The following is a 25,583-nucleotide window of genomic DNA, read 5'->3' as shown; positions in this document are numbered from 1 at the left end:
CTAGAATTTTACTGTATTTATTGCTCTAAATTCAATAAAACCTTTTACTGTTGCTTTAACACATTCACATGGTGTTAATGTTCCCTCACAAGCATTCTCTGTCAATTCAGGTTTGTTTTGTTTTATCCAATCTTTGGCTTCATAAAATATTTCAGGGTCGTTTGAAGAAGTTTCTATTGATTTAATTTTCTCATTTATGATGGTTAAATGGAAGGTGTCAGTGACATTGAAATCAATTTCTAAAGCACCCATTAAATCATCTTTAACTGTGATTGGACAGAGCACCAACGAATCATTTTTTATTATAAAATCATTTTGTTTAACAACTTTGTAGTTACCACATTCTGCCCATTTTTGATAATATAATATGTCACTTCGCGAATCGTCAGCATCGGTAAGAACCGATTGTAAAGAGTTTTTATTGAATGAATAGAATGCAGTTATAAATTCCAAGGCAATATCCGAATTCAAGGTCTTATTAATACTATCTCTTTTATGAGATACATTTTTACAGCTAAGCATATTAATAAGTAATCCGAAAATAAGAAGTGTGGCTTTATTAAACTTACTCATGTTTTTGTTCTTTTGCTACAATATTTTTTCGGATATACTTGATTACTAAAGACCTATATTCGAAGCTTTACGAAGTTAGCTAGTTTTTCTGATAAAATCAAGTGATTTGGTATAGGCTTCCAAATCAGAAATAGCCCCATTATGCTGCCCTTTTAAAATAAACTTGTTTAAATAGATTTTACCGAATTCAGAATAAAAGAACTCTATTTCATTCTATTTCAAACGGTATACTAATTTCGTATCTTAGTAATCCTGAAAAAATTAAATAAATACAGCTTATGACATTTGACATCGATATGATAAAAAGGGTTTACGCACGAATGAAAAAACGTGTTGATGCTGCCCGAGAAGTTGTTGGAAGACCTCTAACACTTTCCGAAAAAATATTGTACAACCATCTTTGGGAAGGTATGCCAACGCAAGCCTTTGAAAGAGGAAAAGATTATGTAGATTTTGCACCAGATAGAATCGCATGTCAGGATGCTACTGCGCAAATGGCTTTATTGCAATTCATGCAAGCTGGAAAAAGTAAAGTAGCAGTACCAACTACGGTACACTGTGACCACCTAATCCAAGCCAAGGAGGGTGCTGCAAAAGATTTAAAACGTGCTAATGATATTAGTAGTGAAGTATTTGATTTCTTAGAATCGGTTTCTGATAAATACGGCATTGGGTTCTGGAAACCAGGTGCTGGAATTATTCACCAGGTAGTTTTAGAAAACTATGCCTTTCCAGGAGGTATGATGATTGGTACTGATTCGCATACTGTTAATGCCGGTGGATTAGGAATGTTGGCTATTGGAGTTGGAGGAGCAGATGCTGTAGATGTTATGGCTGGTATGGCTTGGGAATTGAAGTTTCCTAAACTTATTGGTGTTAAGTTAACAGGTAAACTTTCAGGGTGGACAGCTCCAAAAGATGTGATTTTAAAAGTAGCCGAAATTCTAACTGTAAAAGGCGGAACAGGTGCTATAGTAGAATATTTTGGTCCTGGTGCCATAGCTATGTCCTGTACAGGAAAAGGAACCATTTGTAACATGGGAGCGGAAATAGGCGCAACCACATCAACCTTTGGATATGATGAATCTATGGACCGTTACCTAAGAGCCACAGACAGAGAAGGCGTAGCGGATGCAGCTAATGAGGTAGCAAATTATTTAACTGCCGATGCTGAGGTTTATGATAATCCAGAGCAATATTTCGACCAAGTCATTGAAATTAACTTATCGGAGTTAGGGCCTCTGTTAAATGGACCATTCACACCAGATTTATCTACCGAAGTAGGTTCTGATATGACAAAACGAGCCAATGAAAACCAATGGCCTTTAAAAGTAGAGTGGGGGCTTATAGGGTCTTGTACCAACTCATCTTATGAAGATTTATCAAGAGCCTCATCCATTGCACAACAAGCCTTAGATAAAAATTTAAAAACCAAAGCCGAATTTGGTATTAATCCAGGTTCAGAACAAGTGCGTTATACCGCTGAACGCGATGGTATTTTAGAAGTATTCGAAAAATTGGATGCGACTATTTTTACGAACGCTTGCGGACCGTGTATTGGACAATGGGCAAGATATTCAGACCCAAAGAATGCACCCAAAAATAGTATCGTACACTCGTTCAATAGAAACTTTGCCAAACGTGCTGATGGTAATCCAAACACGCATGCTTTTGTAGCTTCTCCTGAGCTAACGGCAGCCATTGCCATAGCTGGACGATTAGACTTTAATCCATTAAAAGATAAATTGATTAATGAAGATGGTGAAGAAGTGATGTTAGATGAACCAACAGGATGGGAGTTGCCACCTAAAGGATTCGATGTAAAAGATAATGGCTATTTAGAACCCGTTGAGGATGGAAGCGGTGTAAACGTAGTTGTAAATGAAAATTCTGAGCGTTTACAGCTATTAACACCTTTCGTTCCTATTGGTGATAGTTTAACCGGAGCCAAATTATTAATCAAGGCCTTTGGAAAATGTACCACCGACCATATTTCTATGGCGGGACCATGGTTGCGCTTTAGAGGACATTTAGATAATATTGCCAACAACACCTTAATTGGAGCAGTTAATGCTTTTAATAAGCAAACCAACTTTGTTAAAAACCAATTAACGGGAGATTATGCCGGTGTGCCAGATGTACAACGTGCTTATAAAGCGGCAGGTATTAAAACAGTAGTTGTGGGAGACCATAACTACGGTGAAGGCTCGTCTAGGGAGCACGCCGCTATGCAACCACGTCATTTGGGAGTGGCTGCGGTTATAGTAAAATCGTTTGCGCGTATCCATGAAACAAACCTTAAAAAACAAGGTATGTTAGGCTTAACCTTTGATAATGAAGCCGATTACGATGTAATTCTAGAAGATGATACCTTCAACTTTGTAGATTTAAACGCCTTTGCACCTGGAAAACAATTAACGGTTGAGGTTGTTCATGCAGATGGCAGTACAGACACTATTAAATTAAACCATACGTATAATGATTCTCAAATAGAGTGGTTTAAAGAAGGTTCTGCCTTAAACCTAATTAAAAAGCAAAACGCTTAAAATTATTATTCCTGTGTAGGCAGGAATCAATAAAAAAGAAAATCCAACGTATTAGTGTTGGATTTTTTTATTCGGTATTGTTGTAGTTTATTGTAAATGTGTACCGTCTTAAGCGGTAGCTTTTAGGTAATATTTTTTCCGTAGCCAAAATGAAACTCTAACCAATAAAATTAAGGCTGGTACTTCAACTAAGGGACCAATTACACCTGCAAACGCTTGTCCAGAATTTAATCCAAAAACAGCTATCGCCACTGCAATTGCTAATTCAAAATTATTACCTGCTGCTGTAAATGCCACAGAAGCAGTTTTGTCATATTCGGCGCCCATGGCTTTAGTAAAGAAAAAGCCAATTATAAACATTAGCGTAAAATATACTAAAAGCGGAATAGCAATTATTAAAACGTCCATTGGTATTTCTACAATCAACTCACCCTTTAAAGAGAACATTACAACAATGGTAAATAACAAAGCTATAAGTGTTAATGGTGAAATTGTAGGAATGAATTTTTTAGTATACCATTCTTCTCCTTTTAATTTCACTAAAATCTGTCTACTTAAAATTCCCATCACAAACGGAATACCTAAATATATAGCAACACTTTCTGCAATGGTTCCAATTGAAATATCCACAATAGCGCCTTCAAATCCAAAATAGGGAGGAAGAACCGTTATAAAAATCCAAGCATAAAAACTGTATGCAAACACTTGAAATATGCTATTTAAAGCCACTAATCCTGCACCATATTCACTACTACCTTCGGCAAGGTCATTCCAAACCAAAACCATAGCAATGCAACGAGCCAAACCAATTAAGATTAAACCAACCATATATTCAGGATAATCTCGTAAAAATGTAATGGCCAAAACAAACATTAAAACAGGGCCAATTACCCAATTTAGAATGAGTGAAATAGAAAGGATTTTTGTGTTTTTAAAAACCTTAGGCAATAATGAATAATTAACCTTTGCCAATGGCGGATACATCATTAAAATTAAACCAATAGCAATCGGAATATTTGTTGTTCCGCTACTAAAAGAGTTTATAATATTGGGGAAAGTTGGAATAAAATAACCAAGTCCAACACCAAGTGCCATTGCAACAAATATCCAAAGGGTTAGGTTTCTGTCAAGAAAGCTTAATTTTTTTGAAGCCACTACTATGAGTTTATTAGTGAAAAATGAAGACCAAATTGGTTTACATTAATCACATTTTATTAATACATTGCAATATTACGATTAATATTTAAATGCACAATATTAATTTTTCATGTGTAGGCAAAAAATTTTATTAATTTTTAATACTATTAGTTGGTATGCTGATACGTTTTATTCTTTTCTTTTAGCGTAGCCAATTGCTTTTCTAAAAACGAAATGGCTTGCTCAGTTTTATAACTGGCTTTAGACCTAAAATCTTTAAAATCTTCGTTAAATTTTTCCTTACCAGATTTTGCAGCTTTACTTATATCCTCCTTAACCTCTTTAAAATCTTCGGTTATCTGGTCTTTTATGTCCTTGCCTTCTTTTTTAAGTTTGTCTCTGGTTACTTTACCTTTTTCAGGTGCTAATAACACACCTAAACCGGCACCAACCAATACGCCTAATACTATGGCTCCTTTATGAATCATGTCTTTTTCTTTTTAATGTTAAACCTATTTTACTTTATAAGTAGTAAAAATCACTAATCTGTTACAAACAAATACAGTGCCAGATAATTAGGTGTTTTTTGTATGTCACTTTGCGTGATTCCGAAGTATGAAGAATTGTATCGAGAAGTTGGGAGTTCTACAACTATTTTTCCTTATAATATAAAAGGGATACGGCTGCAACTCCTAAGGCAAGTGTTGGCTAGCTAAATTTTAAAATAGAACTATTTTGTTTTTGGTAAAGGAGTTTTTAACTTTTATATATAAGTTCTTTTTCTATGTTTTGAATTAATGTGATGATTTTTTTTTCATGAGATTCTGCTTTCTTAAACAATACTGCAGCTAGATTATTACTTTTTTGAATGATAGCTAACCATTTTTGATTTTTTTTAAGGGCATTCTCATCAAAGGGCATTCTTTTCCAACTTTTCCAATATGTAGTAGATGGAAAACGCTCTAATCGAAAAAAATCATTATTAAATGGTACCATCTCATTTTGAATGATTTGGATACGCTCTTCTTCATATTTGCGATAGTATGGAATAGATAGCTCATAATAACTATTAATAGCTAAACGCAGCTGGTCGTTTTTTATTAAGTCAATCCCTTTAGCTTTGAGAAGTTGATAGCCACCGTTAATAGGGTTGAAATGAGGGCTGATTTCATAGAGATAGACCAAAGCTCCTAGCGAATCAGTAAATGGTTTTGAACTATTGTAGAATTCTATTAATATGGAGTCTCCTTTTTGAATATGTTTAAAGTTTCCAAGCTCATTTCTAATTTCATTTAGGTCGTTCTCAAGGTCAGTTTTTATTTCTTTTAGAATTTTAACTTCAAGCTCCGAATCATCCGCAGAATGTTTCCAATCGTTAATGTTGACAGCTAGTAGTATTCCAATTACCACAAGTACAATCTCTCCACTGGCATATAGTAGGTAGGTTGTAAATTTGTTTTTTTCCATTAGCTTGTGTCGTATTTTTCGGAGGAGAAAGAGCATGTATTAAGTTTTTGCTGATAAATTTCGTCTATAGATAACTATTTTATAATAGTTTATAGGTGGTGTCAAACGAAGGTAGTTGAAAAATATTTCAAAATCAAGAAGTTAGAAGACTGTCTATAGTTTATAACTTAGTTATTTTTGAATTATTTAATCCCAATGCAACTATGTCAAAATGTTATTTTTGCAAAAGTATAATAACCCATAAATAATTTATTTTTTAAAAACATGAAGCCTTTTTCATTCCTTATAATTTTTATCCTATTAACTATAAAGCTAACGGCTCAGGTAACAAAAACAGAAACCATTAATGATACTTTGTTGGTTAAATCTTCTTTGCAGTTTTCTGATGATTTTGATAAAGACCTATTGTCTTGGAATGTTCAAAATGAAATTGCTGGAGGTTCAGTAAAATTTGTAAATGATAAAATGGAAATTATTGCCAATCGAGGTTGTACAATTTGGTTTAAACGAGAGTTAACGGGTCCAATTATGATTGAATACGATGCTGTAATGATTGATAACGGCGGACCTTTAGACCGCGTTTCAGATTTAAACTGTTTTTTTATGGCATCAGACCCTAATGACTTATCAGAGGAATTTATAAATGCGGGAGCCTTAAATGGGAGTCTAGGGGCATATAATAAGTTAAAGCTTTATTATGTTGGCTTAGGAGGGCGTAAAAACACAACAACTAGGTTTAGGCGTTACCCTGGTACAGGTGAAAGACCTATGTTACCAGAGCATGATTTAAGAGATAAAAAGTATATGTTAACTGGTAATACGGTTAATCATGTTAAGATTATAGTTTATAACAACTTTATTCAATATTACCGCAATAACCAATTAGTATTTGATTTTTATGACGCTAACCCTTTTACATCAGGTTATTTTGGGTTCCGTACAACCATTAATCACATGACTGTAGATAATTTTAAAGTTTATAAACTTTCTAAATTAAATAAAGATAAAAACTAAAATCCGTGATTTTTTTAAGAAACAGGTTAGCCTAACAAGATTACCAAAATCGTATTTTTACACAAAACAAAATTTAATGAACTCCAGAAAAAACCAGCTTAAAGCTTTTGATAGATTGTTAACCATTATGGATGAGTTGCGTGAGCAATGTCCGTGGGACAAAAAACAAACCATGGAAACCTTACGTCACCTTACTATTGAGGAAACCTATGAGTTGGGCGATGCTATTCTAGATAACGACCTAGAAGAGGTTAAAAAGGAGTTAGGTGATGTTTTGCTTCATATTGTGTTTTACTCTAAAATAGGGAGTGAAACTAACGATTTTGATATAGCTGATGTGTGTAATGAAATTTGCGAAAAACTCATTAACAGACACCCACATATTTATGGCAATGTTAATGTGGAAAATGAAGATGATGTAAAACGTAATTGGGAACAATTAAAACTAAAAGAAGGTAAGAAGAGTGTTTTGGAAGGTGTTCCTAGAAGTTTGCCAGCTTTGGTAAAGGCAAATAGAGTTCAAGAAAAAGTGGCTGGTGTTGGTTTTGATTGGGAAAAACCCCAACAGGTTTGGGAAAAGGTACAGGAAGAATTACAGGAGTTTCAGCATGAAGTGAAAGCAGGCAATAAAGACGCAATGGAAAGTGAATTTGGAGATGTGATGTTTTCAATGGTAAACTATGCACGTTTTTTAAAAATAAATCCGGAAAATGCTCTGGAGCGTACCAATAAAAAATTCTCTAAACGTTTTCAGTATTTAGAGGGAAAAGCAAAATCTTTAAATAAAAATTTAAAAGATATGACACTTGCCGAAATGGATGTGTTTTGGGAGGAAGCTAAAAAATTGTAACGTCATTCTGAGCGAGGTATAAGCGTAAGAAATCTGTTAAATGAATAGAAAATATTCCTAAAATAAAAGAGACCGATTGTCAATAAGTTCCTCACAATAATGGCAAAAAAAAGAGCTTTAATAAAGCTCTTTAATTTTTTGAAGTTTACTTTTCCAGAGTCGTAAGGATTCCTCATGGGCTTTTATATTATTGTGTACCTCTTTTACTAGCGGATTACTTTCATCTACATTGGTAAAGAATTGTAAGTTGTTCTCTAACTGATTGATTTTGCCTTTAACCTCGTCTATCTTTTTACGAATAAAATTACGTTCATTATCTAAATCTCTATTGTCTTGGGAGGTGTTAATACTATCAAGTTTGTTTTCAAACTTTATCATCTCAACCTCATTTTTATCCATTTTTAAGCTTGATAAAAGCGTGTCAATAGTTTTTTGAAACTTGCCTTCTATATACTTTTTATCATTAGGTATTCTTCCAATAGATTTCCATTGGTTAATACTGTCTTTAATAGATTTAATGTTTTCTTCTTTGCTGCCTTCTAGTTTAAGATCTTTTAAAGAATTTAATAGGTCATTCTTTTTATTAAAAGCTTCTAATGTATCTTTGTTTTCAGCATTTCTCGAGGCATGAAGTCTATCAAAATAATAATTACATGCCGTTTTAAATTGTTTCCAAATTTTATCACTATCTCTTCTAGGAACGTGTCCAATCCTTTTCCAATCGCTTTGAATCTTTTTCATTAAAGGTGTGATTGCAGAATAGTCATCACTGTCCTTATTGTCTTCTGCAATTTTAATGAGTTCAAGTTTTTTCTGAAGATTGGTGTATTGTTCTTTTTTTAAATTTTTATAAAAAGTATTTTTCTGTCTGTTAAAAGTTCTAACAGCTTCTTTAAATTTAGCCCAAGTGCTTTCATTTACTTTTATAGGAACTTTTCCGGCATTAAAGAAATCATTTCTTAAACTTTCAATTTCCTTAATTTTCTTTTGCCAAGCATTGTGAGAGTTACCATTTTCTTGAGTAGATATAGCTTCAATTTTTGCTATAATCTCAAGTTTTTTATCAAGGTTTATTTCATAGACTTTATCTATTTCTTTAAAGTAAACTTGACGTTTATCATTTATAACTTTGGTAGCTGCTTTAAACTTTTCCCATATAACTTCTCGGTGTTCTTTTCCAACTGGCCCAAGCTCTTCTTTCCACATTTTATGTAACTCCTGAAGCTCTCTAAATGCACGTAAAACATTGTCATCTTTTGCTAAATCTTCGGCACGCTCAATAATTTTAAGCTTTTTATCAAGGTTGTGTTTAAAATCTAAATCACGAAGGTCTCTATTTAAGTGTAGAAAATCATAGAACATTTCTACATGGTGGTGATAACTGTTCCAAGCATTATTATACTTGTCTCTAGGAATAGGTCCTGTATTTCTCCAACGTTCTTGAAGTTCTTTAAAGTGTTTATAGGTTGAATTTATATTTTCTTCAACATTAATTAGTCCTTTTAACTCCTCAATTATTTCTAATTTTTGAGTTAGGTTGTCTTTAAGGTTTTTCTCTAAGTTTTGATAATGATCATTAAGTTTTTTGCGGTAATCTCTATAAGCAGATTTGTATCTTTTTTGAACCGGAGAAGAGTAGTAAAAATCTATTTCATGACCACCTTCATTAATAAACTCTTCCTTTTTTTCATCAATTAAAGCCTGAAATTTAGATTTAAAGGCATTATTTATATTATCAACATGCGATTTAATGGCTTGAACCTTTTCGTTTTTTAGAAGCTTCTCTAGCTCAATTGCTAAAGCTTCTAGAGACATCGAGTCATATTCTTTTACAGCAATGGTGTGCCTCTCTTTATTGCCTTCATCTTCTGCGTCTTCTGCATTAGATTCTTCAATTTCATTTATAACTTCATCTTCAACATTTTCAGTTGCCTCTACCTCTTTAACTTGCTCATTATTTTCATTAACTACTTCTTCATCTAAAGTACTGGTTTCCTCAATTGGTTGAGGTGTGCTTTCAGATGTTGCTTCATTCTTGCTTAATTCAGCATTTTCAGTATTTAAATCTTTCTTGTTAACTTCTTCTGCATTGTGCAGGTTATTAATATCAGACATTATAAAAAATGTTAAGGCTCAAATGAGTAAGTTCAGACATTAAAGATACTAACAAGTATATATATTTACAAAGAATACTAAGGGGTTTTAACTATTTGTTAAGCCTTTCTTACTTTAAATTCCAGATAGACCAAGATTTTTCGGCTTGTAACTCTAGCATTTTAAGGCCATTGATTGTAGTGGCGCCGTTTTGTTTTCCTTGTTTTGAGAATTTTGTTTCTTCTGGATTGTAAATTAAATCGAATAAAATGTGTTCACTAGTAATAGCATTGTAAGGAATATTAGGACATTCTTCAATGTTAGGAAATGTGCCTAAAGGAGTGCAGTTAATAATGACAGTATTATTTTTTATATCGGTTTCAGTTAATGAATCATAGGTAAAGCTAACCCCATCAGATGGTCTTCTTGATACATAGTAATGAGCTATTCCTAATTCTTTTAAGCTGTAAGCTATGGCTTTACTTGCCCCACCAGTACCTAAAATTAAAGCTGTTTTATGATGAGGTTTTAAATGTGGTTTAATTGAGTTTTTAAACCCGTAACAATCTGTATTGTATCCAACTAGTTTTCCTTTTTTAGTTACCTTAATAGTGTTTACGGCTCCTATTTCTGCAGCCTTTTTGTTTATTTTATCAAGATAGGGCATAACATCTTCTTTGTAAGGAATAGTTACATTCATGCCTTTTAAACCTTTTGTGTTTTTTATGATTGCAGGAAATAAGCTTATAGATTCAATATCGAAATTTTCATATGATGTATCTTTAATCTGTTCTTTTTCAAACTTAGCTTTGAAGTAAGTTCTTGAAAATGAATATGAGATGTTTTTTCCTAAAAGCCCTAATTTATTCATGACTTAATTTTTCGTGTTTTTTGTCCGTACCATTCCAGTGACAGAACTGTTAATATTCCAATAATAACAAAACCAATGGCAATAAATGTTTCATTATTTAATTGAGGTATGAATCTTTCATAATTCTCAATAATTTTTTCACCCCTAGAGTCTAAAATGAAATTACCACTAGAATTTATTTTATACATTGTTTCTTTCCATGGCCATACCACACCTAAAGAACCTATAATAAAACCCATTAATAATGACAGAGTTATATTTCTATAATGTTTTAACACGTAATTTAATATATGCGAAAAAGTAATTAGTCCAGCTACAGAACCTAAAGTAAATACCCCTAATATTTTTAGCATCCTAATACGTTCTGGGTTATCCAAGAATGAAAAATTTCCAGTAAAAACATCAAAAAAAGTGTCGTATAATGCGTTTACCGAGTCTACGAGTAATAATACATAATTACCTAACAGAATAAGAATAAATGAGCCAGAAAACCCAGGGAGTGTCATTCCTGACACGCTTATCATTCCACAAAATAAAACAAATAGTAGATGGTCATTTTCTTTAGCAGGATCTAAAAAACTAATACTTATTCCTATTATTATACCTATAAATAATGATACATAAGCCTTTGTACACCAACCATCAAAATCTTTACTTAGATAATAAATAGAGCCTATTATCATACCAAAAAAAACGCTCCAAACATATAATTCATAATGAATAATTAAGTAGTCTAATAGCTTTGAAACACTAAAATAGCTAATAATCATTCCTAAAAAAAGGAGGCAAATAAATCTGCCATTAATATATCTGAAGAAACTTTGAAAACGCCCATTGATTAAAAGCTTAAATGCTTTACCATTAAACTTTTGCAGTGAATAGATAAACTCTTCATAAAAGCCAGCTACAAAAGCAACAACACCTCCAGAAACTCCAGGTACTTTATTAGCAGCACCCATGCCCAGTCCTTTTAAAACCAGGAAAATTTTATCTGTAAGTGTTCTGGTACTCTGCATTATTGTTTTTTAGAGCCTAATTTTTCAAGTATAAAAATAGTTACAAAACCAAGTGTCATGAATCCAATGGCAAGAGCTAATTGGTTATTACCCTCAAAAGAAAAAGGAGAAATGCTTTCTTCTAAAAAAGGTATTTGTTCTCCTTTAGAATTTGTTCTAAACGATAATACTTTTTTCCAGGGCCATATTTTATTTAGTGAACCCAAAATAAAGCCGGTTAAAATTGCTAATGTTAAATTATGATAATTTTTGAAAAGCCATTTTAAAAGTTTTGAAAATGAAAGGAGTCCAACAATTGCTCCTAAACCAATTATGGCAATGGTTTTAATATCCTTATTGTTTAAGGCAGCTAACACAGGTTGATAAGCACCTAATAGCACTAATATAAATGCTCCGGAAATTCCCGGTAATATCATTGCGCATATGGCTAAAGCTCCAGCTAAAAAAAGAAATCCATTGCTGGTGTTTTCAGAAACTAAAGGAGGTATAGTAGTAATGTAATACGCAATAAAAGCTCCTGCTATTAAGCCAATAATAGTAATCAAGTTCCATTTGGTGATTTGTTTACCAATAAAAACAATACTAGCGAGTACTAACCCGAAAAAGAATGACCAAATTAATATTGGGTGATTGTGTAATACCCATTCTAAACCTTTAGCTAATGATAAAACACTAATGCCAATACCAATAAAAAGCGCTGTAAGAAAGTTGCCGTTTAATTGGTTCCAAGCCGTTTTTAAACCTTCATTTTTTAAGGTTTTAAATAACGTAATATTTATATTATTAAGAGAAGTAATTAATTCCTCATAAATTCCTGAAATGAATGCTATAGTTCCTCCTGAAACACCTGGAACAACATCTGCAGCACCCATTGCCATACCCTTTATTGAGATTATAAAGTAATCTTTAAAACGTTTTTGCATTAACTTGTTTTTTAACGAAAACCAAAGGTATGCAATTTAACCTAACGTTTTAGGCTATAGATTTTGTTTTAGTAGGTTTTTTACAAGTATTCTATTTGAAACTTCTGGAAATAGTTCATCCACTATAAATGAAAACTCATCATTATACTTAAGGCCATTTTTTAAATGAAATTTACCTTTTTCGGTTTGATTTAAAGAAAAATATAAGCCAGCAAGCCTATATTCAATTTCAGCATTTTCAGGGTAAAATTCATTGGCTTGCTCAAAGTTATAAATTGCCGCTTCAGGTTCACCAAGTTTAATAAGTAAATCGCCTCGAGATAACCAAGTGTTAAGTTCATAATTACCTAACTCTAATGTTTTTTTAAACCCTCGTTCCGCTTCTTCGTAAAAATTTAACCTTTGATTGATTTGTGAATAAAGTTTCCAATAAGTAACGTTTTCACCATCAATATTAATAGCTTTATTAATGTAATAAAGTGCTTTTTGATAATTTTTCTTCTTATTATAAAATCTAGTTATGGCAATCCAACCTTTATCTAAAACCGGATCTTCATGAACGGTTTGATAATAATATTGAACGGCTAATTCATCGTTTTTTAAATTTTCGTAACAAAACCCAATACGCAAAAGTGCAAAAGAAGTTGGTTCGTCTAGTTTTAAAGTGATGCAATAGTTTTCAATAGCATCTTCATAACGGTTTAGTTTTTCAAGTACTTTACCTCGTTCTAAATACGCCCCAACAAATGTGTCATCAGAAATTATGGCAAAGTCAAAAGCTGTTAATGCCTTTTCATAATTTTTAAGAACCATATACTGCTTGCCTAATTGATGCCATGCTACTTCACAATAAGGGTTTTTGTCTAAAAACACATTTAAATATAAGATGGCATCTTCATTCTGATTTAAAAATTCAAAGCAGTAAATTACATTGTAAAGAGCCGAATAATCCTGTAAATCTATCTCCAGGCATTTCATAAAATAAATCTTTGCCTCTTCATATTCATCCAAAAATAAATATTCCATACCAATTAAGGAATATAAGTCAACTAGATCATCTGTAAGGCTTAATGCTTTTTTTAATACTTCTATAGCTTTTTGATGCTCATCTTTTTTTGATAAAATATTAGCTTTTTGAATATAAATTTCTTCATTCGTAGGGTCTATACTATAAATGTCATTAAGTAAATTGTCAGCCTCTAAAAGTTTGTCTTCAAAAACATAAACTTCAACTCTAAAAAGTCTTAGGTTAATAGAGGTTGGGTGTTGGTCTAACCCCAATTTAATCGCTTTTTTTGCTAACGCAATTTTTCCTTGATTTAAGTAGTGATGAATAATGTTTTCAAATTCTTCAGAATCGAAAAACAAAACATGATTTGTTTTTAACATCGATTCAAATTTGGTAAGAGGCAAATTGTTGTTGTCATTATGACTAAACTCCATAGGCACATTGGTATGGTTGTACTTGAATAAATTTAAGCTTCTATTTGCTTGATTTGATTTAAGGTACTAAATGTTTTTAACAAAATAATGAACAGCTATTTTTTTTAGCGGACCGTTGTTAAATGTTTGTTTTGTAGTGTGTTACGCGTTGGTGGCTATTGTTTTAAGCTATTTAAAACATCTATGATTATGGAACACCCCTTAATAATTTCTTGTTCTGAAATAGTTAAAGGTGGTGTGATTCTAACAGCTTTTGGCTCAAAAAGTAACCAGAAAAGTATTAAACCTTTGTCTTGAGATTTTAGAATTAGTGTATTTACAATTTCAATAGAATCAAAGATAATCGCCAGCATGAGCCCTTTTCCTCTTACTTCTTTTATAAGCGGATGAATCAACATCTTTCTAAGAAGTTTTTCTTTTTTTAAGGCTTGAATCATTAAATTACTTTCTGTAATTTCTTTTAAAGTGGCTAATGCCGAAGCTGCAATTACGGGATGCCCGCCAAACGTAGTAATATGGCCTAACTTTGGATTATCCATAAGCAAATCCATAAGCTTTGATGAAGCGGTGAAAGCACCTATAGGCATACCTCCACCCAGCGCTTTACCGGTAACCAAAACATCTGGAATACAGTTATAATGCTCAAAACCAAAAAGTTTACCTGTTCTGCCAATACCGGGTTGAATTTCATCCAAAATTAGTAGAGTTCCTGTAGCATCACAACGATTTCTGACTTTTTCTAAATAGTTGTTTTTTGGTTCTATAAAGCCAGCTCCTCCCTGAATGGTTTCTAAAATTACGCAGGCTGTTTTAGTGGTAATCTGTTCTAAATCTGTATCGTTATTAAAGTCGATAAACTTAATATTTGGTAATAAAGGCCTGAAAGCTTGTTTGCGTTCTTCGAAGCCCATAACACTCATCGACCCCAAAGTATTGCCATGATACCCTTTGTTTGCCGCAATTATTTCACTTCTTCCAGTAGCACGTTTAGCTAATTTAAGAGCGCCTTCTATGGCTTCTGTACCTGAATTAGTTAGATATGTTTTTTCTAAAGGTTCGGGTAAATTATCAGCTAGCAGTTTTGCGAGTTCTACAGCAGGTTTTTGGATGTACTCTCCATAAACCATTACATGCAGGTACTTGTCTAATTGTGCTTTAATGGCGTTAACAACTTTCGGGTGGTTATGTCCTAATGGACAAGCCGAAACCCCCGCAACAAAATCTAAATATGCTTTCTGTTTTTTATCATATATATATGATCCTTCCGCATGAGAGATTTCCATACCCAATGGGTGAGGTGTTGTTTGTGCTTGATACTTTAGAAAGTTTGAGATCATTTTTAATTTAATAAAGAGAAGTCAATTCTGCCCTAGATATAAATACCTTATCACCAATACCTATATCGCCAATTACAATGGTGATTTTATTTTTTGTATTTTTTTTCTTACAATAAACAGAATATTTAGTCAAGCTTGAAGTTAGAAATATCTCAGTTTTTTCAGCAAATACTTTTTCTTCGGCATGATCTCTTATAAAAATTGTTATTTTTCCAGTACCCTTAGCAAAAATAGAAAAATTTAATTGACTATTTTCATTATGAATATTTTGGTACATATAACCATTCTGCTCATCGCTCGGAGAGAGTTGAGTTAATTTTTTGTCAATCCTTTGAGCAACTATATTAGTTTTTGACCATGTTTTACTTTTGAAATCATTTTCGGATTTTAACAAGTTTTTGACCAGCGTTATTTTTTTAATTGTATCACCTATAACACTGTTTTTATAAGAATGGTTTCCGGCTTTCTTAATTCTTTCAATCAAATCGTCATCAAAAAAATCATCTTGGGGAATATAATCCTCCAGTCCTTTTATTTTTGGTAATTTTAATGGTGGGTCATCTTTAAACAAGTCTTCAACGGATTTTATACGTTCTTCCTCTCTCCAATCAAAACCTTTTAAAAGTTTATTTCTTTCTTCAAATTTTGACAGAGGAAATAAATTGCCGTCCACCTGATTTAGTCTAGTATATTCCTCAATGTCACCTTCATCAAAAAGAATTGAAATACTTCCTGACTTGGCTTTGTCAATTCCAATCAACTCTTGCTTGTCATTTCTAGCCCAGAATATAGATTCAGCATTTTGCGTAATGTCTACCTGTCGTAGTTTGTTTTCATCATTAAATAAGCCTTTTAATCTCATACCATAAATTTGATTAAAACCAGTTTTACTTATGGTGTCTTGACTAATAATAAATGCATTTTCAAAAACTAAAAGCGAATCAATTTTTTCTGTTTCAGGATTTGATATTAAATGAATTGTATCACCAGTCATTTGGTTTTCTAAATTCCAGATTATAGGCTTCTGTTTTACAGAAAACCTGTCTTTAGATTTTAACCTATCTAAATTTATGAGTTGCGTTAAGCCAGTTGCTTGTTTTGAATGAATAGAGTCCGCCTTTCCGCTAAGGTCTGATTTGTATATTTTGGCATTATAATAAGCTCTAATAATTCTGTTTTCAGGTTGGCCGGTAACCATTATTTTATCAGCATGCATGTAGATAGAATCATTTTCCTGAACAGTTATGGCTAAAGCACGTTTGGTAATAAAAACAGAGTCTTTTTCTTCCCCTTTAAAAACCTCAGCATAATGCCCTTTTATAATACTGTGATTTAAAGTGTCTGTAACCTTAATGTTGTTTGAAGCAGATGCAAAATTTTTAATGTTATCTAAAAACAGACTGTCTCCCTCAATAATTCTATTGTCATAATTAATTTTGGCATTTTTAAGAACATAACCTATTTCATTTTCAGTGTCATAAAATCCCTTTTCACAGTAGGTGGTGCTTTCAGGGGTTGTAATTGTTGATGGACCAAATAAATAGGCATGACCAGACTCTGAGTAAAAATCGAAGAAATCAGATTTAATGATAGTACTATCATTAACCAAAACAACGTCTTCAACAAATTTGAATTTGTCTTCTTCCATATAGTGTCTTCCAATTTTACTTGTAATGTTAACCGTAGTATCTTTTATTACGGTTCCATTATTTCTGTAAAAAGCTTGTTGTTTCAATCTGTCAAAAAACAAGGTGTCTGATAAAACCGTTGTGTTTGGGTTTTTTAAGACCACATCTCCACTTGCTAAAGCTAATTGAGTAATGCCGTTGTATTCAATATATTTTGAAGTCATGTTTACAGTGTCGGCTTGTTTCATAACCACATTGCCGTAAGCTTCAATAAAGTTGTCTTTTTGATAGAAAATGGCCCTATCACACCATAGGTTTATACTTTCATGGCTAATATGTACCTGTTGTCCATCATCTCTGGTCAAAATAGTTGCTCCAGGGTGGTTTTCTTCACTAACATTGATCCTGCCAGCATATTCTATTTGAATTTCTTTTTTTTCTTGAGCTTGTAACTTATGTACAGAAAAAAGGCTAAAAATTAATAAAAAATATATAAGATGAGTTTTATTCAAAATGAAAATATTTGGGACAAAAATAATGATTATTATAATGTGTGATTATTTAGAAACGAAAAACGCTCCAAAATATTTTTGGAGCGTTTTTTAAGTATATTTAAATGAGACTATTTTCTGAAAATGGTCTGATTCCTATCTGGTCCTACAGACACAATGGTAATAGGAATTTCTAATTCTTTCTCTAAAAATTCTATATATTCATTTAGCTCTTTTGGAAATTGAGATTCATCAGTCATTTTCGTTAAATCTGCTTCCCACCCATTTACTTCAGTATAAATGGGTTCAATGTTTTCCGGTTCAATATTATAAGGAAGATGTTCAATGACTTCACCTTTATATTTATAAGCTGTGCATACTTTTAAGGTTTTGAATCCAGAAAGCACATCGCCTTTCATCATGTTAAGTTGAGTAACACCGTTTACTTGACATGCATATTTTAAGGCTACTAAATCTAGCCAGCCACAACGTCTTCTACGTCCCGTTGTAGCACCAAATTCATTGCCAACACGTCCCATAGTTTCTCCATCCTCATCAAACAATTCAGTTGGGAATGGGCCAGAACCAACGCGTGTGGTGTAAGCTTTAAATATCCCAAATACCTCGCCAATTTGATTAGGGGCTACGCCTAAACCTGTACATGCTCCAGCAGCAGTAGTATTACTAGAAGTAACAAACGGATAGGTTCCAAAATCTATATCTAAAAGAGATCCCTGAGCACCTTCAGCAAGAATGGTTTTTTCAGATTTCTGAGCTTGATATACATATTCCTCAGAATCAATAAAAGTTAGCGATTTTAACATTTCAACAGCCTTAAAGAACTCGTCTTCTAATTCACCTAAATCATATTCTAATTCTACATTATAGAAATCTATCATTGACTCATGTTTGTCTGCTAGGGTTCTATAACGTTTTTTCCAATCTGACAGTTCTAAATCACCAACTCTTAAGCCGTTTCTACCAGTTTTGTCCATATACGTTGGACCAATTCCTTTTAAAGTTGATCCAATCTTTGCCTTTCCCTTTGAGGCTTCACTTGCCGCATCTAAAAGTCTGTGAGTTGGCAATATAATATGTGCCTTTCTTGAAATAAGTAAGGATTTTTTATAGTCAATGCCTTGTTCTGCTAACTTATCTAATTCACCTTTAAAAATTACAGGATCAATCACAACACCATTACCAACTAAGTTAATTGCGTCATCATGAAATATTCCTGAAGGAATAGTATGTAAAACATGTTTTTTTCCATTAAAGACTAAAGTGTGTCCTGCATTAGGACCACCTTGAAAACGTGCTATAATATTGTAGTTTTTAGTTAGTACGTCAACAATTTTTCCTTTGCCTTCGTCTCCCCATTGTAGTCCTAGTAGTAAATCTACTGCCATTGTAAAAAATTAGTTATTTGGTTGATTTTCTGTTTCCGTAAAAATAAAGTGAATGATTGTTGATTTCGATATCGAAAACTTCTTCTATGGTTTTTTTTATTGATTGAATTCTAGGGTCGCAAAACTCAATAACTTCTCCTGTATCTGTAAGAATTACATGGTCATGCTGTTTGTCAAAATATGATTTTTCATAATGCGCTTGGTTTTGACCAAATTGATGTTTTCTAACTAAACCGCATTCTAAAAGTAATTCTATAGTGTTATAAAGTGTGGCACGAGAAACTCTATATTTTTTGTTTTTCATATTCAGATATAGAGATTCTATATCAAAATGTTCATTGTTATTATAGATTTCTTGAAGAATAGCGTAACGTTCTGGAGTTTTTCTATGCCCGTTGGTTTCTAAAAAACTTGTAAAAACGTTTTTTACTATTTCCTGATTTTTATTATCTGCCTTTGCATTCATAATTTCGTCGCAAATTTACACTTTTTTTACACTCTAGTAACCTTATCTATACCATTAATTTTTTTAAGTCTTTCAACAAGCTTTTTTATAAGCGTATTGTTTTTAACTATAAGATTGATTTTTCCAGAGAATAGACCATCATGACTTTCAAAATTAAGGCTTTTCATATTTACATTCATGTTAGAGGAAATAACTTTGGTAATTTCGTTAACAAGTCCAATATTGTCTATTCCAGAAATATTAATTTTCGCCAAAAATTCTTGTTGTGAAGAATCAACCCATTTAGCAGGCATGATTCTATAGGCATAGTTTGATTGTAAACTTACTGAATTAGGGCAGTTTTTTTTATGTACTTTAATACCATCAGAAACCGTTAAGAAACCAAAAACCTGATCTCCAGGAATTGGGTTGCAACAATTAGATATCTTATAATCTAATTTGTCTTCTTCTTTGCCAAAAACTAGAGAGTCATAATTCGCTGTTACCTCTTGCTTTTCAATTTCTTCTTTGTTAATAGTCTGCTTTCTTGATATTTTATTTTTAATAAAACTCATTAAAGCATTACTTCGTGAAGATGCAAAGTTTTTTAGCATGGTATTATCAATAGTACCTATGCCAACTCTATAAAATAAATCTAGACTAGTTTTAAGTTTAAAATAACTTACTAATGCATTTATTGAAGATTCATTTAGGTTAATTTTTAGCTGCTTAAGTTTTCTTCTAAGAATTTCCTTTCCTTCCTCACCTATAAGTTTTTTGTCCTCTCTTAATGCAGATTTAATTTTGCTTCTAGCTCTTGCTGTAGTAGAATAATCAAGCCAATTAGAATTTGGTTTAGCACCTTCAGAAGTTAAAATATCTACTTGGTCACCACTCTCTAACTCATGACTTAAGGGAACAAGTTTTCCATTTACTTTTGCTCCTCTGGTTTTCATGCCAACTTCGGTATGTATACTAAAAGCAAAATCTAAAGCAGTTGCCCCTTTAGGTAGAGATTTTAAATCTCCTTTTGGAGTAAAAACAAAAATTTCTTTTGAGTATAAATTAAGTTTAAATTGCTCAACAAAATCTACGGCATTGGTTTCCGGGTTTTCAAGTGCTTCCTGTAGTCTATTAATCCAAGTTTCTAGATTATCCTCTTTTTCATTTCCTTGTTTGTATTTATAATGAGCAGCATAACCTTTTTCAGCAATTTCATTCATGCGCTCACTTCTAATCTGTACCTCTACCCAACGTCCTTTAGGTCCCATTACTGTTATATGTAATGCTTCATAACCGGTTGATTTAGGAGACGATATCCAGTCTCTTAACCTGATAGGATTTGGTCTGAAATGGTCAGTTACAATTGAATATATTTTCCAGGCAAAGAATTTTTCGTTTTCTAATTCACTTTCATAAATAATTCTAATAGCAAATTTGTCATAGACTTCATCAAAAGAAACACCTTGATTCATCATTTTTTTCCTAATGGAGAAAATTGATTTAGGGCGTCCTTTAATGTTGTATTCAAATTTTTCTTTATCTAGAGATTTTTTAATTACACCACTAAACTGATTAATGTATTCGTCTTGTTCTTCTTTGCTTTCATGAATTTTATCCAAAATATCAAAATAAACCTCAGGCTCTGTGTATTTTAAACCTAAATCTTCAAGTTCCGTTTTAATATTATATAATCCAATTCTATGTGCCAGTGGTGCGTAAATATATAGTGTTTCTGAGGCTATTTTTTCCTGTTTGTCAGGTCGCATAGAATCCATAGTTTGCATGTTATGCAATCTATCAGCAATTTTAATAATAATTACCCTCACATCATCATTAAGCGTAAGCAACATTTTTCTAAAATTCTCAGCTTGCAAAGACACGTCCATGTCTTTTTCTTTACTTAATGAAGAAATTTTGGTGAGCCCATCAACAATAGTTGCTACAGTTTTTCCAAAGCGTTTTTCAATATCCTCAACTTCATAATCTGGACTGTCCTCAACTACATCATGTAACAAGGCTGCGGCGATTGAGGTTCCATCTAAACCAATTTCCTGAGCAACAATTTTAGCAACAGCTAATGGATGAAAAATATAAGCCTCACCAGATTTTCTACGTTGATCTTTATGTCCGTCTAGAGCCACTTCAAAAGCCCCTCTAATTAGCTTTTTGTCTTCATCTGTAAGGGTTGTGTAACTTACTTGGAGTAGCTCTTTATAGGCCCTAGCAATTGCAGTGTTCTCTATTTCTATATCTTCCGCTGTCATCATAGATTAAAAGTAACATAAAGAATATTAACAAGCAACAAGAAGGTTTAATTTTGTTGGTTAATATTCTTGGTATAATGAATTTAAAAAATCAACTAACTGTTTCACTGCTTTGCCTCGGTGGCCAATTTTGTTTTTTAATGCTAAATTCATTTCGGCAAAAGTTTGGTTATAGTTTAAAGGTTTAAAAATTGGATCATAACCAAAACCTTCATCACCATGTTTCTCTTTAGTGATTTTACCCTCACATATTCCAGTAAATGTTGAGATATTGTTATTTATAGAAAGTGCTATTACAGTTTTAAATTGGGCGCTTCTGCTATCAGAAGGTTTTAAATTATTAAGTAATAAGTTCATGTTATCTGTAGCGTTTCTTTGTGGTCCAGCATATCTTGCAGAATATACTCCTGGAGCGCCGTTAAGAGCATTAACTTCTAAACCAGTATCGTCGGCAAAACAATCAAATCCATATTTGTTTTTTATAAATTCAGTTTTTTGAATGGCATTACCCTCAATAGTTTCTTTGGTTTCGGGAATGTCTTCAAAGCAGCCAATATCTTTTAAACTTAATAGTTTAATGTGTTCTGGAATTAAAGCTTGAACCTCTCTTACTTTATATAGGTTATTTGTAGCAAATACAAGTTTATTCATTTTAATGTCTGCCTCTAAGTTTCTTATTGTTAATTATTTTGGTTAGATTTATCTAACTTCAATGCAAAATTAATTAAATATGAAAAGATTATTTCTAATAGTGATAGTAATAATATTTAGTGTGTTTACTATGCAAAGCCAAAATATTAAACAAGTGGCTTCAAAAACCAAATATGAAAATATTTTCTATAGAACTTCTACAACTAAGTATGCGCCTTTTATGGTGGAAAGAATTGTCTATTCTTCTAATTTTCAGGGAATGGAATCAAAAAGTAGTTATCAGGTTTCTGTTTATGGTACTGTAAATGGAAGTAAAAAGCAGTTAAACCACAATGTCCAATCTACAAATGAACTTAAATATTATCAAAATCTTTTTAATAAGAAATATAAAAGGATAAACTTGTTTGAGGGCAGGCGTAAGGTTGGAGGAAAAACATATTTTGATACTTCCATAGCTGTTGAACTTTAATGTTTCAAATAATTAGATTTAGACAGATACTTGTATAATGAGTAGAAAAATAAAAACTGGGGTATTATCTTATGGGAAATCAGGAAGTTTATTTCATTGCCCTTTTTTAGAATTGCATTCAGGGTTTGAATTGTACGCCATTGTGGAGCGTACAAAAAAGAAAGCTCAATTAGAATACCCTTCTATTAAAAGTTATGATTCAATAGATGTGCTTTTAAGTGATTCTGAGATTGAACTTGTTGTTGTGAATACACCTAGTGTCACTCATTTTGAATTTGGGTTAAAGTCCATTCAATCAGGAAAGCACATTGTAATGGAAAAACCTTTTACCGTTACTTCAGATGAGGCTAAAACCCTTTATCATGAAGCTAAAAAGTATGGTCGTTTAATTTTGCCTTATCAGAATAGGCGTTATGATAGTGACTATTTATCTGTTAAAGATGTTTTAGATTCAGGAAAATTAGGCGATTTAATAGAAGTTCATTTTAGATATGATAGATATGTATATCACCTTAGTGATAACAAATTTAAAGAATCTCCTATTCCAGGAAATAGTATTAAATATAATTTGGGGTCCCATGTGGTTGATGCTGCTATTTCTTTATTTGGAGAGCCTATGGCTTGGAGTAAATCTGCGGGTCAATTTAGGCCCAATACACAAGTTGATGATTATGGGCAAATTCAATTAAAATACCCGAATGGGTTACAGGTGTTTATTACTACAAGTTTGCTGGTGGCAGACCCCATGCCTGCATTTGTAATTTATGGTACTAAAGGGGCTTATGTGAAAGAGCGAACAGATGTGCAAGAAGATCAGCTACAAGTTGGAATAAAACCAGATGATATTTTGTATGGAGTTGAAGAAAAAGGAAAGGAAGGTGTTTTGACACTTTTTGAACATGGAACTATTAAAAAACAAGAAAAAACCCCCTCAATAAAAGCTAATTATATGAATATTTTTGAGAACGTTTACCAAACAATTAGGAATAATAAGCCTTATTTGGTGACAAAATCTCAAATTATTAAACAAATAGAAATACTCGAATAAACAGTCAGGAAAATTTAAAGCTATTTTATGACTTTTGTTCTGTATTTCTATTTAAAAAACTATTATTTTAGAAAATGAATTAACAATTAAAAGGAAAAGAGTATGACAGTAAATTTTCAGTATGTTGGAGTAGATGTAAGTGAAACGCTTTCAAGTTTTACAGAAGAAAAATTAGATAAATTGTTTAGTAAATATGAGTTTTTAATTAGCGCATTAGTTTATTTTAAGCAAGATGAAAAAGATCATAATGCCGGTAAAATTTGTAATATAGAATTAAGTTTACCGGGACCAAGAATTTATGCCACATCAAACGAGCATAATTTTGAAGTATCTGTTAGAGAAACTATAAATGATTTAGAACGTCAACTTAAAAAGCGTAAGCGCGTTTTTCAGAACCATTAGTTTTTTAATATTTAGTTTATTGATGGTGATAAGGCTCGTTTTTCAAAATAGTGAAACCTCTATATAATTGTTCAATAAAGAACAATCTAACCATTTGATGTGAAAACGTCATTTTTGATAATGAAAACTTTCCATTAGCTCTGTTGTAGACATCTTTTGAAAACCCATAGGGACCACCTATTACAAATACAAGTTGCTTTATTCCGGAGTTCATGTGTTTTTGAAGGTATGAGGAAAACTCAACAGAGTTTAGTTGTTTTCCATTTTCATCAAGAAGAATAAGAATGTCTGATTTACTTGTAATACTTAAAATAAGTTCACCTTCTTTTTGTTTTTGTTGTTCAGTGCTTAAGTTTTTTACTTTTTTTAAGTCTGGAATTATTTCAAAAGAAAATTTAATATAAAACCCTAACCGTTTAGTATAATTGCTTATAAGTGACTGTAACTCATTATTATCAGTTTTGCCAATGGCTAGAAGTTTTATGTTCATAATATCAAAATTGCCGTTTACTCTTTGCGAAATTTATATTTAGAATAGAAATAAATAAGAATTTCGCAAATTTAATATTTAAAAAAGTAAATGTATTTATTATTTTTGTGCCAAACCAACAAAAAATATGATTACACAAGAGCAGTTTGATCAGGAAGTAAGAGCTATAATTGCCAATGCTATTCGAGAAGATGTTGGAGATGGTGACCATAGTTCATTAGCCTGTATTCCTGAGAATGCAAGAGGGAAGGCTAAAATTCTAGTAAAAGATAAAGGTGTTATAGGAGGTGTTAATTTCGCAAAGAAAATATTTGCCTATGTTGATAAGAACCTTAAACTAGATGTGCGCATAGAAGATGGTACAGAAGTAAAGTATGGAGATGTTGTAATGTATATTGAGGGTCCTTCACAATCTATTCTAAAAGCCGAACGCACTGTTTTAAACGCCATGCAAAGAATGAGTGCAATCGCTACTAAAACAAGGCAGTTTGTTAATTTAGTAAAAGGAACTAATACTAAAATATTAGATACTAGAAAGACAACACCAGGGATTAGGGTTTTAGAGAAATGGGCTGTAAAACTTGGTGGTGGAGAAAACCATAGGTTTGCCCTTTATGATATGATTATGTTAAAGGATAATCATATTGATTTTGCTGGAGGTATTACAAAAGCTATTGAAACCACGAAACTCTACTTAAGAGAAACTGGCAAGAACTTAAAAATAATGGTTGAGGCTAGAAACTTAAGTGAGGTTGAGGAAATTTTGAGAAATGAAGGTGTGTACCGTATTCTTCTAGATAATTTTGATTATGAAGATACTAGAAAGGCCGTTGAGATTATTGGCGATAGGTGTTTAACAGAATCTTCTGGTAATATTAATGAAACTACTATAAGGCATTATGCTGAATGTGGAGTTAATTATATCTCATGCGGTGCTTTAACCCATTCTGTTCATAATATGGACTTAAGCTTAAAAGCAATTAAATAGATTACAGACTAATTGCCGTACTACAGT

The 25,583-nt window shown here is 32.2% G+C and carries 23 protein-coding genes; 7 read left to right on the top strand and 16 right to left on the bottom strand.

Annotation, left to right across the window (positions count from 1 at the left end):
• A complete protein-coding gene (locus N1F78_RS01490) occupies positions 1-573 on the bottom strand; it encodes a hypothetical protein (protein WP_406684430.1) in 573 nt (190 codons plus the stop codon).
• A gap of 278 nt (positions 574-851) precedes the next feature.
• Here N1F78_RS01490 and N1F78_RS01485 point away from each other — a divergent pair, with 278 nt between their 5' ends.
• Positions 852-3,119 (top strand): aconitate hydratase, encoded by a 2,268-nt coding sequence (locus tag N1F78_RS01485; protein ID WP_406684429.1) that lies wholly within the window; start codon positions 852-854, stop codon positions 3,117-3,119.
• Positions 3,120-3,227: 108 nt separating this feature from the next.
• On the opposite strand, the gene arsB is transcribed toward N1F78_RS01485, so the two are convergent.
• The 3 genes from arsB to N1F78_RS01470 all read right to left on the bottom strand — a co-directional run bounded on the left by arsB (position 3,228) and on the right by N1F78_RS01470 (position 5,723).
• Complete coding sequence (gene arsB, locus N1F78_RS01480) at positions 3,228-4,274, bottom strand: ACR3 family arsenite efflux transporter (RefSeq protein WP_406684428.1); 1,047 nt, start codon at positions 4,272-4,274, stop codon at positions 3,228-3,230.
• A 149-nt stretch (positions 4,275-4,423) separates the two neighbouring features.
• Entirely contained in the window at positions 4,424-4,744 is a 321-nt protein-coding gene (locus N1F78_RS01475; RefSeq protein ID WP_406684427.1) for a YtxH domain-containing protein, read from the bottom strand.
• A gap of 268 nt (positions 4,745-5,012) precedes the next feature.
• Complete coding sequence (locus N1F78_RS01470) at positions 5,013-5,723, bottom strand: DUF6090 family protein (protein WP_406684426.1); 711 nt, start codon at positions 5,721-5,723, stop codon at positions 5,013-5,015.
• 264 nt (positions 5,724-5,987) lie between these two features.
• Between N1F78_RS01470 and N1F78_RS01465 the strand changes: the two genes are divergently transcribed.
• The gene (locus N1F78_RS01465) at positions 5,988-6,737 is read left to right on the top strand and encodes a DUF6250 domain-containing protein (protein WP_406684425.1); all 750 of its coding nucleotides are present in this window, start codon (positions 5,988-5,990) and stop codon (positions 6,735-6,737) included.
• A gap of 76 nt (positions 6,738-6,813) precedes the next feature.
• Positions 6,814-7,587, top strand: a complete 774-nt coding sequence (gene mazG, locus N1F78_RS01460; protein ID WP_406684424.1) for a nucleoside triphosphate pyrophosphohydrolase — start codon at positions 6,814-6,816, stop codon at positions 7,585-7,587.
• A gap of 117 nt (positions 7,588-7,704) precedes the next feature.
• On the opposite strand, the gene N1F78_RS01455 is transcribed toward mazG, so the two are convergent.
• The 11 genes from N1F78_RS01455 to N1F78_RS01405 form a co-directional block, all read right to left on the bottom strand.
• Positions 7,705-9,702, bottom strand: a complete 1,998-nt coding sequence (locus N1F78_RS01455) for a DUF349 domain-containing protein (RefSeq protein ID WP_406684423.1) — start codon at positions 9,700-9,702, stop codon at positions 7,705-7,707.
• Between the two features lie 109 nt (positions 9,703-9,811).
• Entirely contained in the window at positions 9,812-10,552 is a 741-nt protein-coding gene (locus N1F78_RS01450; RefSeq protein ID WP_406684422.1) for a shikimate dehydrogenase family protein, read from the bottom strand.
• Positions 10,549-11,568 carry a DUF368 domain-containing protein gene (locus N1F78_RS01445; protein ID WP_406684421.1) on the bottom strand — a complete coding sequence of 340 codons (1,020 nt, stop codon included), beginning with the start codon at positions 11,566-11,568 and terminating at the stop codon, positions 10,549-10,551. Before N1F78_RS01445 ends, N1F78_RS01450 begins: the two co-directional genes overlap by 4 nt.
• On the bottom strand, positions 11,568-12,491 hold the full coding sequence (locus N1F78_RS01440; RefSeq protein ID WP_406684420.1) for a DUF368 domain-containing protein: 924 nt from the start codon (positions 12,489-12,491) through the stop codon (positions 11,568-11,570). The genes N1F78_RS01445 and N1F78_RS01440 overlap by 1 nt, the downstream gene beginning before the upstream one ends.
• Positions 12,492-12,545: 54 nt before the next feature.
• Positions 12,546-13,934: a tetratricopeptide repeat protein gene (locus N1F78_RS01435; protein WP_406684419.1), complete on the bottom strand. Its 1,389-nt coding sequence runs from the start codon at positions 13,932-13,934 to the stop codon at positions 12,546-12,548.
• 155 nt (positions 13,935-14,089) lie between these two features.
• Positions 14,090-15,271 carry an aspartate aminotransferase family protein gene (locus N1F78_RS01430; protein WP_406684418.1) on the bottom strand — a complete coding sequence of 394 codons (1,182 nt, stop codon included), beginning with the start codon at positions 15,269-15,271 and terminating at the stop codon, positions 14,090-14,092.
• Positions 15,272-15,278: 7 nt separating this feature from the next.
• On the bottom strand, positions 15,279-17,411 hold the full coding sequence (locus N1F78_RS01425) for an OstA-like protein (protein ID WP_406684417.1): 2,133 nt from the start codon (positions 17,409-17,411) through the stop codon (positions 15,279-15,281).
• Positions 17,412-17,521: 110 nt separating this feature from the next.
• Positions 17,522-18,796, bottom strand: coding sequence for an adenylosuccinate synthase (locus N1F78_RS01420; RefSeq protein WP_406684416.1), 1,275 nt, complete (start codon positions 18,794-18,796; stop codon positions 17,522-17,524).
• 13 nt (positions 18,797-18,809) lie between these two features.
• A complete protein-coding gene (locus tag N1F78_RS01415; protein ID WP_406684415.1) occupies positions 18,810-19,262 on the bottom strand; it encodes a Fur family transcriptional regulator in 453 nt (150 codons plus the stop codon).
• Between the two features lie 26 nt (positions 19,263-19,288).
• Positions 19,289-21,508: a RelA/SpoT family protein gene (locus tag N1F78_RS01410; RefSeq protein ID WP_406685702.1), complete on the bottom strand. Its 2,220-nt coding sequence runs from the start codon at positions 21,506-21,508 to the stop codon at positions 19,289-19,291.
• 60 nt (positions 21,509-21,568) lie between these two features.
• Complete coding sequence (locus N1F78_RS01405) at positions 21,569-22,159, bottom strand: non-canonical purine NTP diphosphatase (protein ID WP_406684414.1); 591 nt, start codon at positions 22,157-22,159, stop codon at positions 21,569-21,571.
• Positions 22,160-22,238: 79 nt separating this feature from the next.
• Between N1F78_RS01405 and N1F78_RS01400 the strand changes: the two genes are divergently transcribed.
• The 3 genes from N1F78_RS01400 (at position 22,239) to N1F78_RS01390 (ending at position 24,078) form a co-directional block, all read left to right on the top strand.
• Positions 22,239-22,628, top strand: coding sequence for a hypothetical protein (locus tag N1F78_RS01400; protein ID WP_406684413.1), 390 nt, complete (start codon positions 22,239-22,241; stop codon positions 22,626-22,628).
• A gap of 37 nt (positions 22,629-22,665) precedes the next feature.
• Positions 22,666-23,676, top strand: a complete 1,011-nt coding sequence (locus tag N1F78_RS01395; RefSeq protein WP_406684412.1) for a Gfo/Idh/MocA family oxidoreductase — start codon at positions 22,666-22,668, stop codon at positions 23,674-23,676.
• Positions 23,677-23,778: 102 nt separating this feature from the next.
• Positions 23,779-24,078 (top strand): HPF/RaiA family ribosome-associated protein, encoded by a 300-nt coding sequence (locus N1F78_RS01390; protein WP_406684411.1) that lies wholly within the window; start codon positions 23,779-23,781, stop codon positions 24,076-24,078.
• Between the two features lie 16 nt (positions 24,079-24,094).
• Here N1F78_RS01390 and rlmH read toward each other — a convergent pair whose 3' ends face one another.
• Entirely contained in the window at positions 24,095-24,568 is a 474-nt protein-coding gene (gene rlmH / locus N1F78_RS01385) for a 23S rRNA (pseudouridine(1915)-N(3))-methyltransferase RlmH (RefSeq protein ID WP_406684410.1), read from the bottom strand.
• A gap of 127 nt (positions 24,569-24,695) precedes the next feature.
• Here rlmH and nadC point away from each other — a divergent pair, with 127 nt between their 5' ends.
• On the top strand, positions 24,696-25,556 hold the full coding sequence (gene nadC / locus N1F78_RS01380) for a carboxylating nicotinate-nucleotide diphosphorylase (protein ID WP_406684409.1): 861 nt from the start codon (positions 24,696-24,698) through the stop codon (positions 25,554-25,556).
• Positions 25,557-25,583: the final 27 nt, after the last annotated feature.

Source organism: Seonamhaeicola sp. MEBiC01930, assembly GCF_045277075.1.
GTDB lineage: Bacteria > Bacteroidota > Bacteroidia > Flavobacteriales > Flavobacteriaceae > Seonamhaeicola.
The sequence above is the reverse complement of the archived record's forward strand: the minus strand, read 5'-3'. Positions and strand labels throughout refer to the sequence as shown.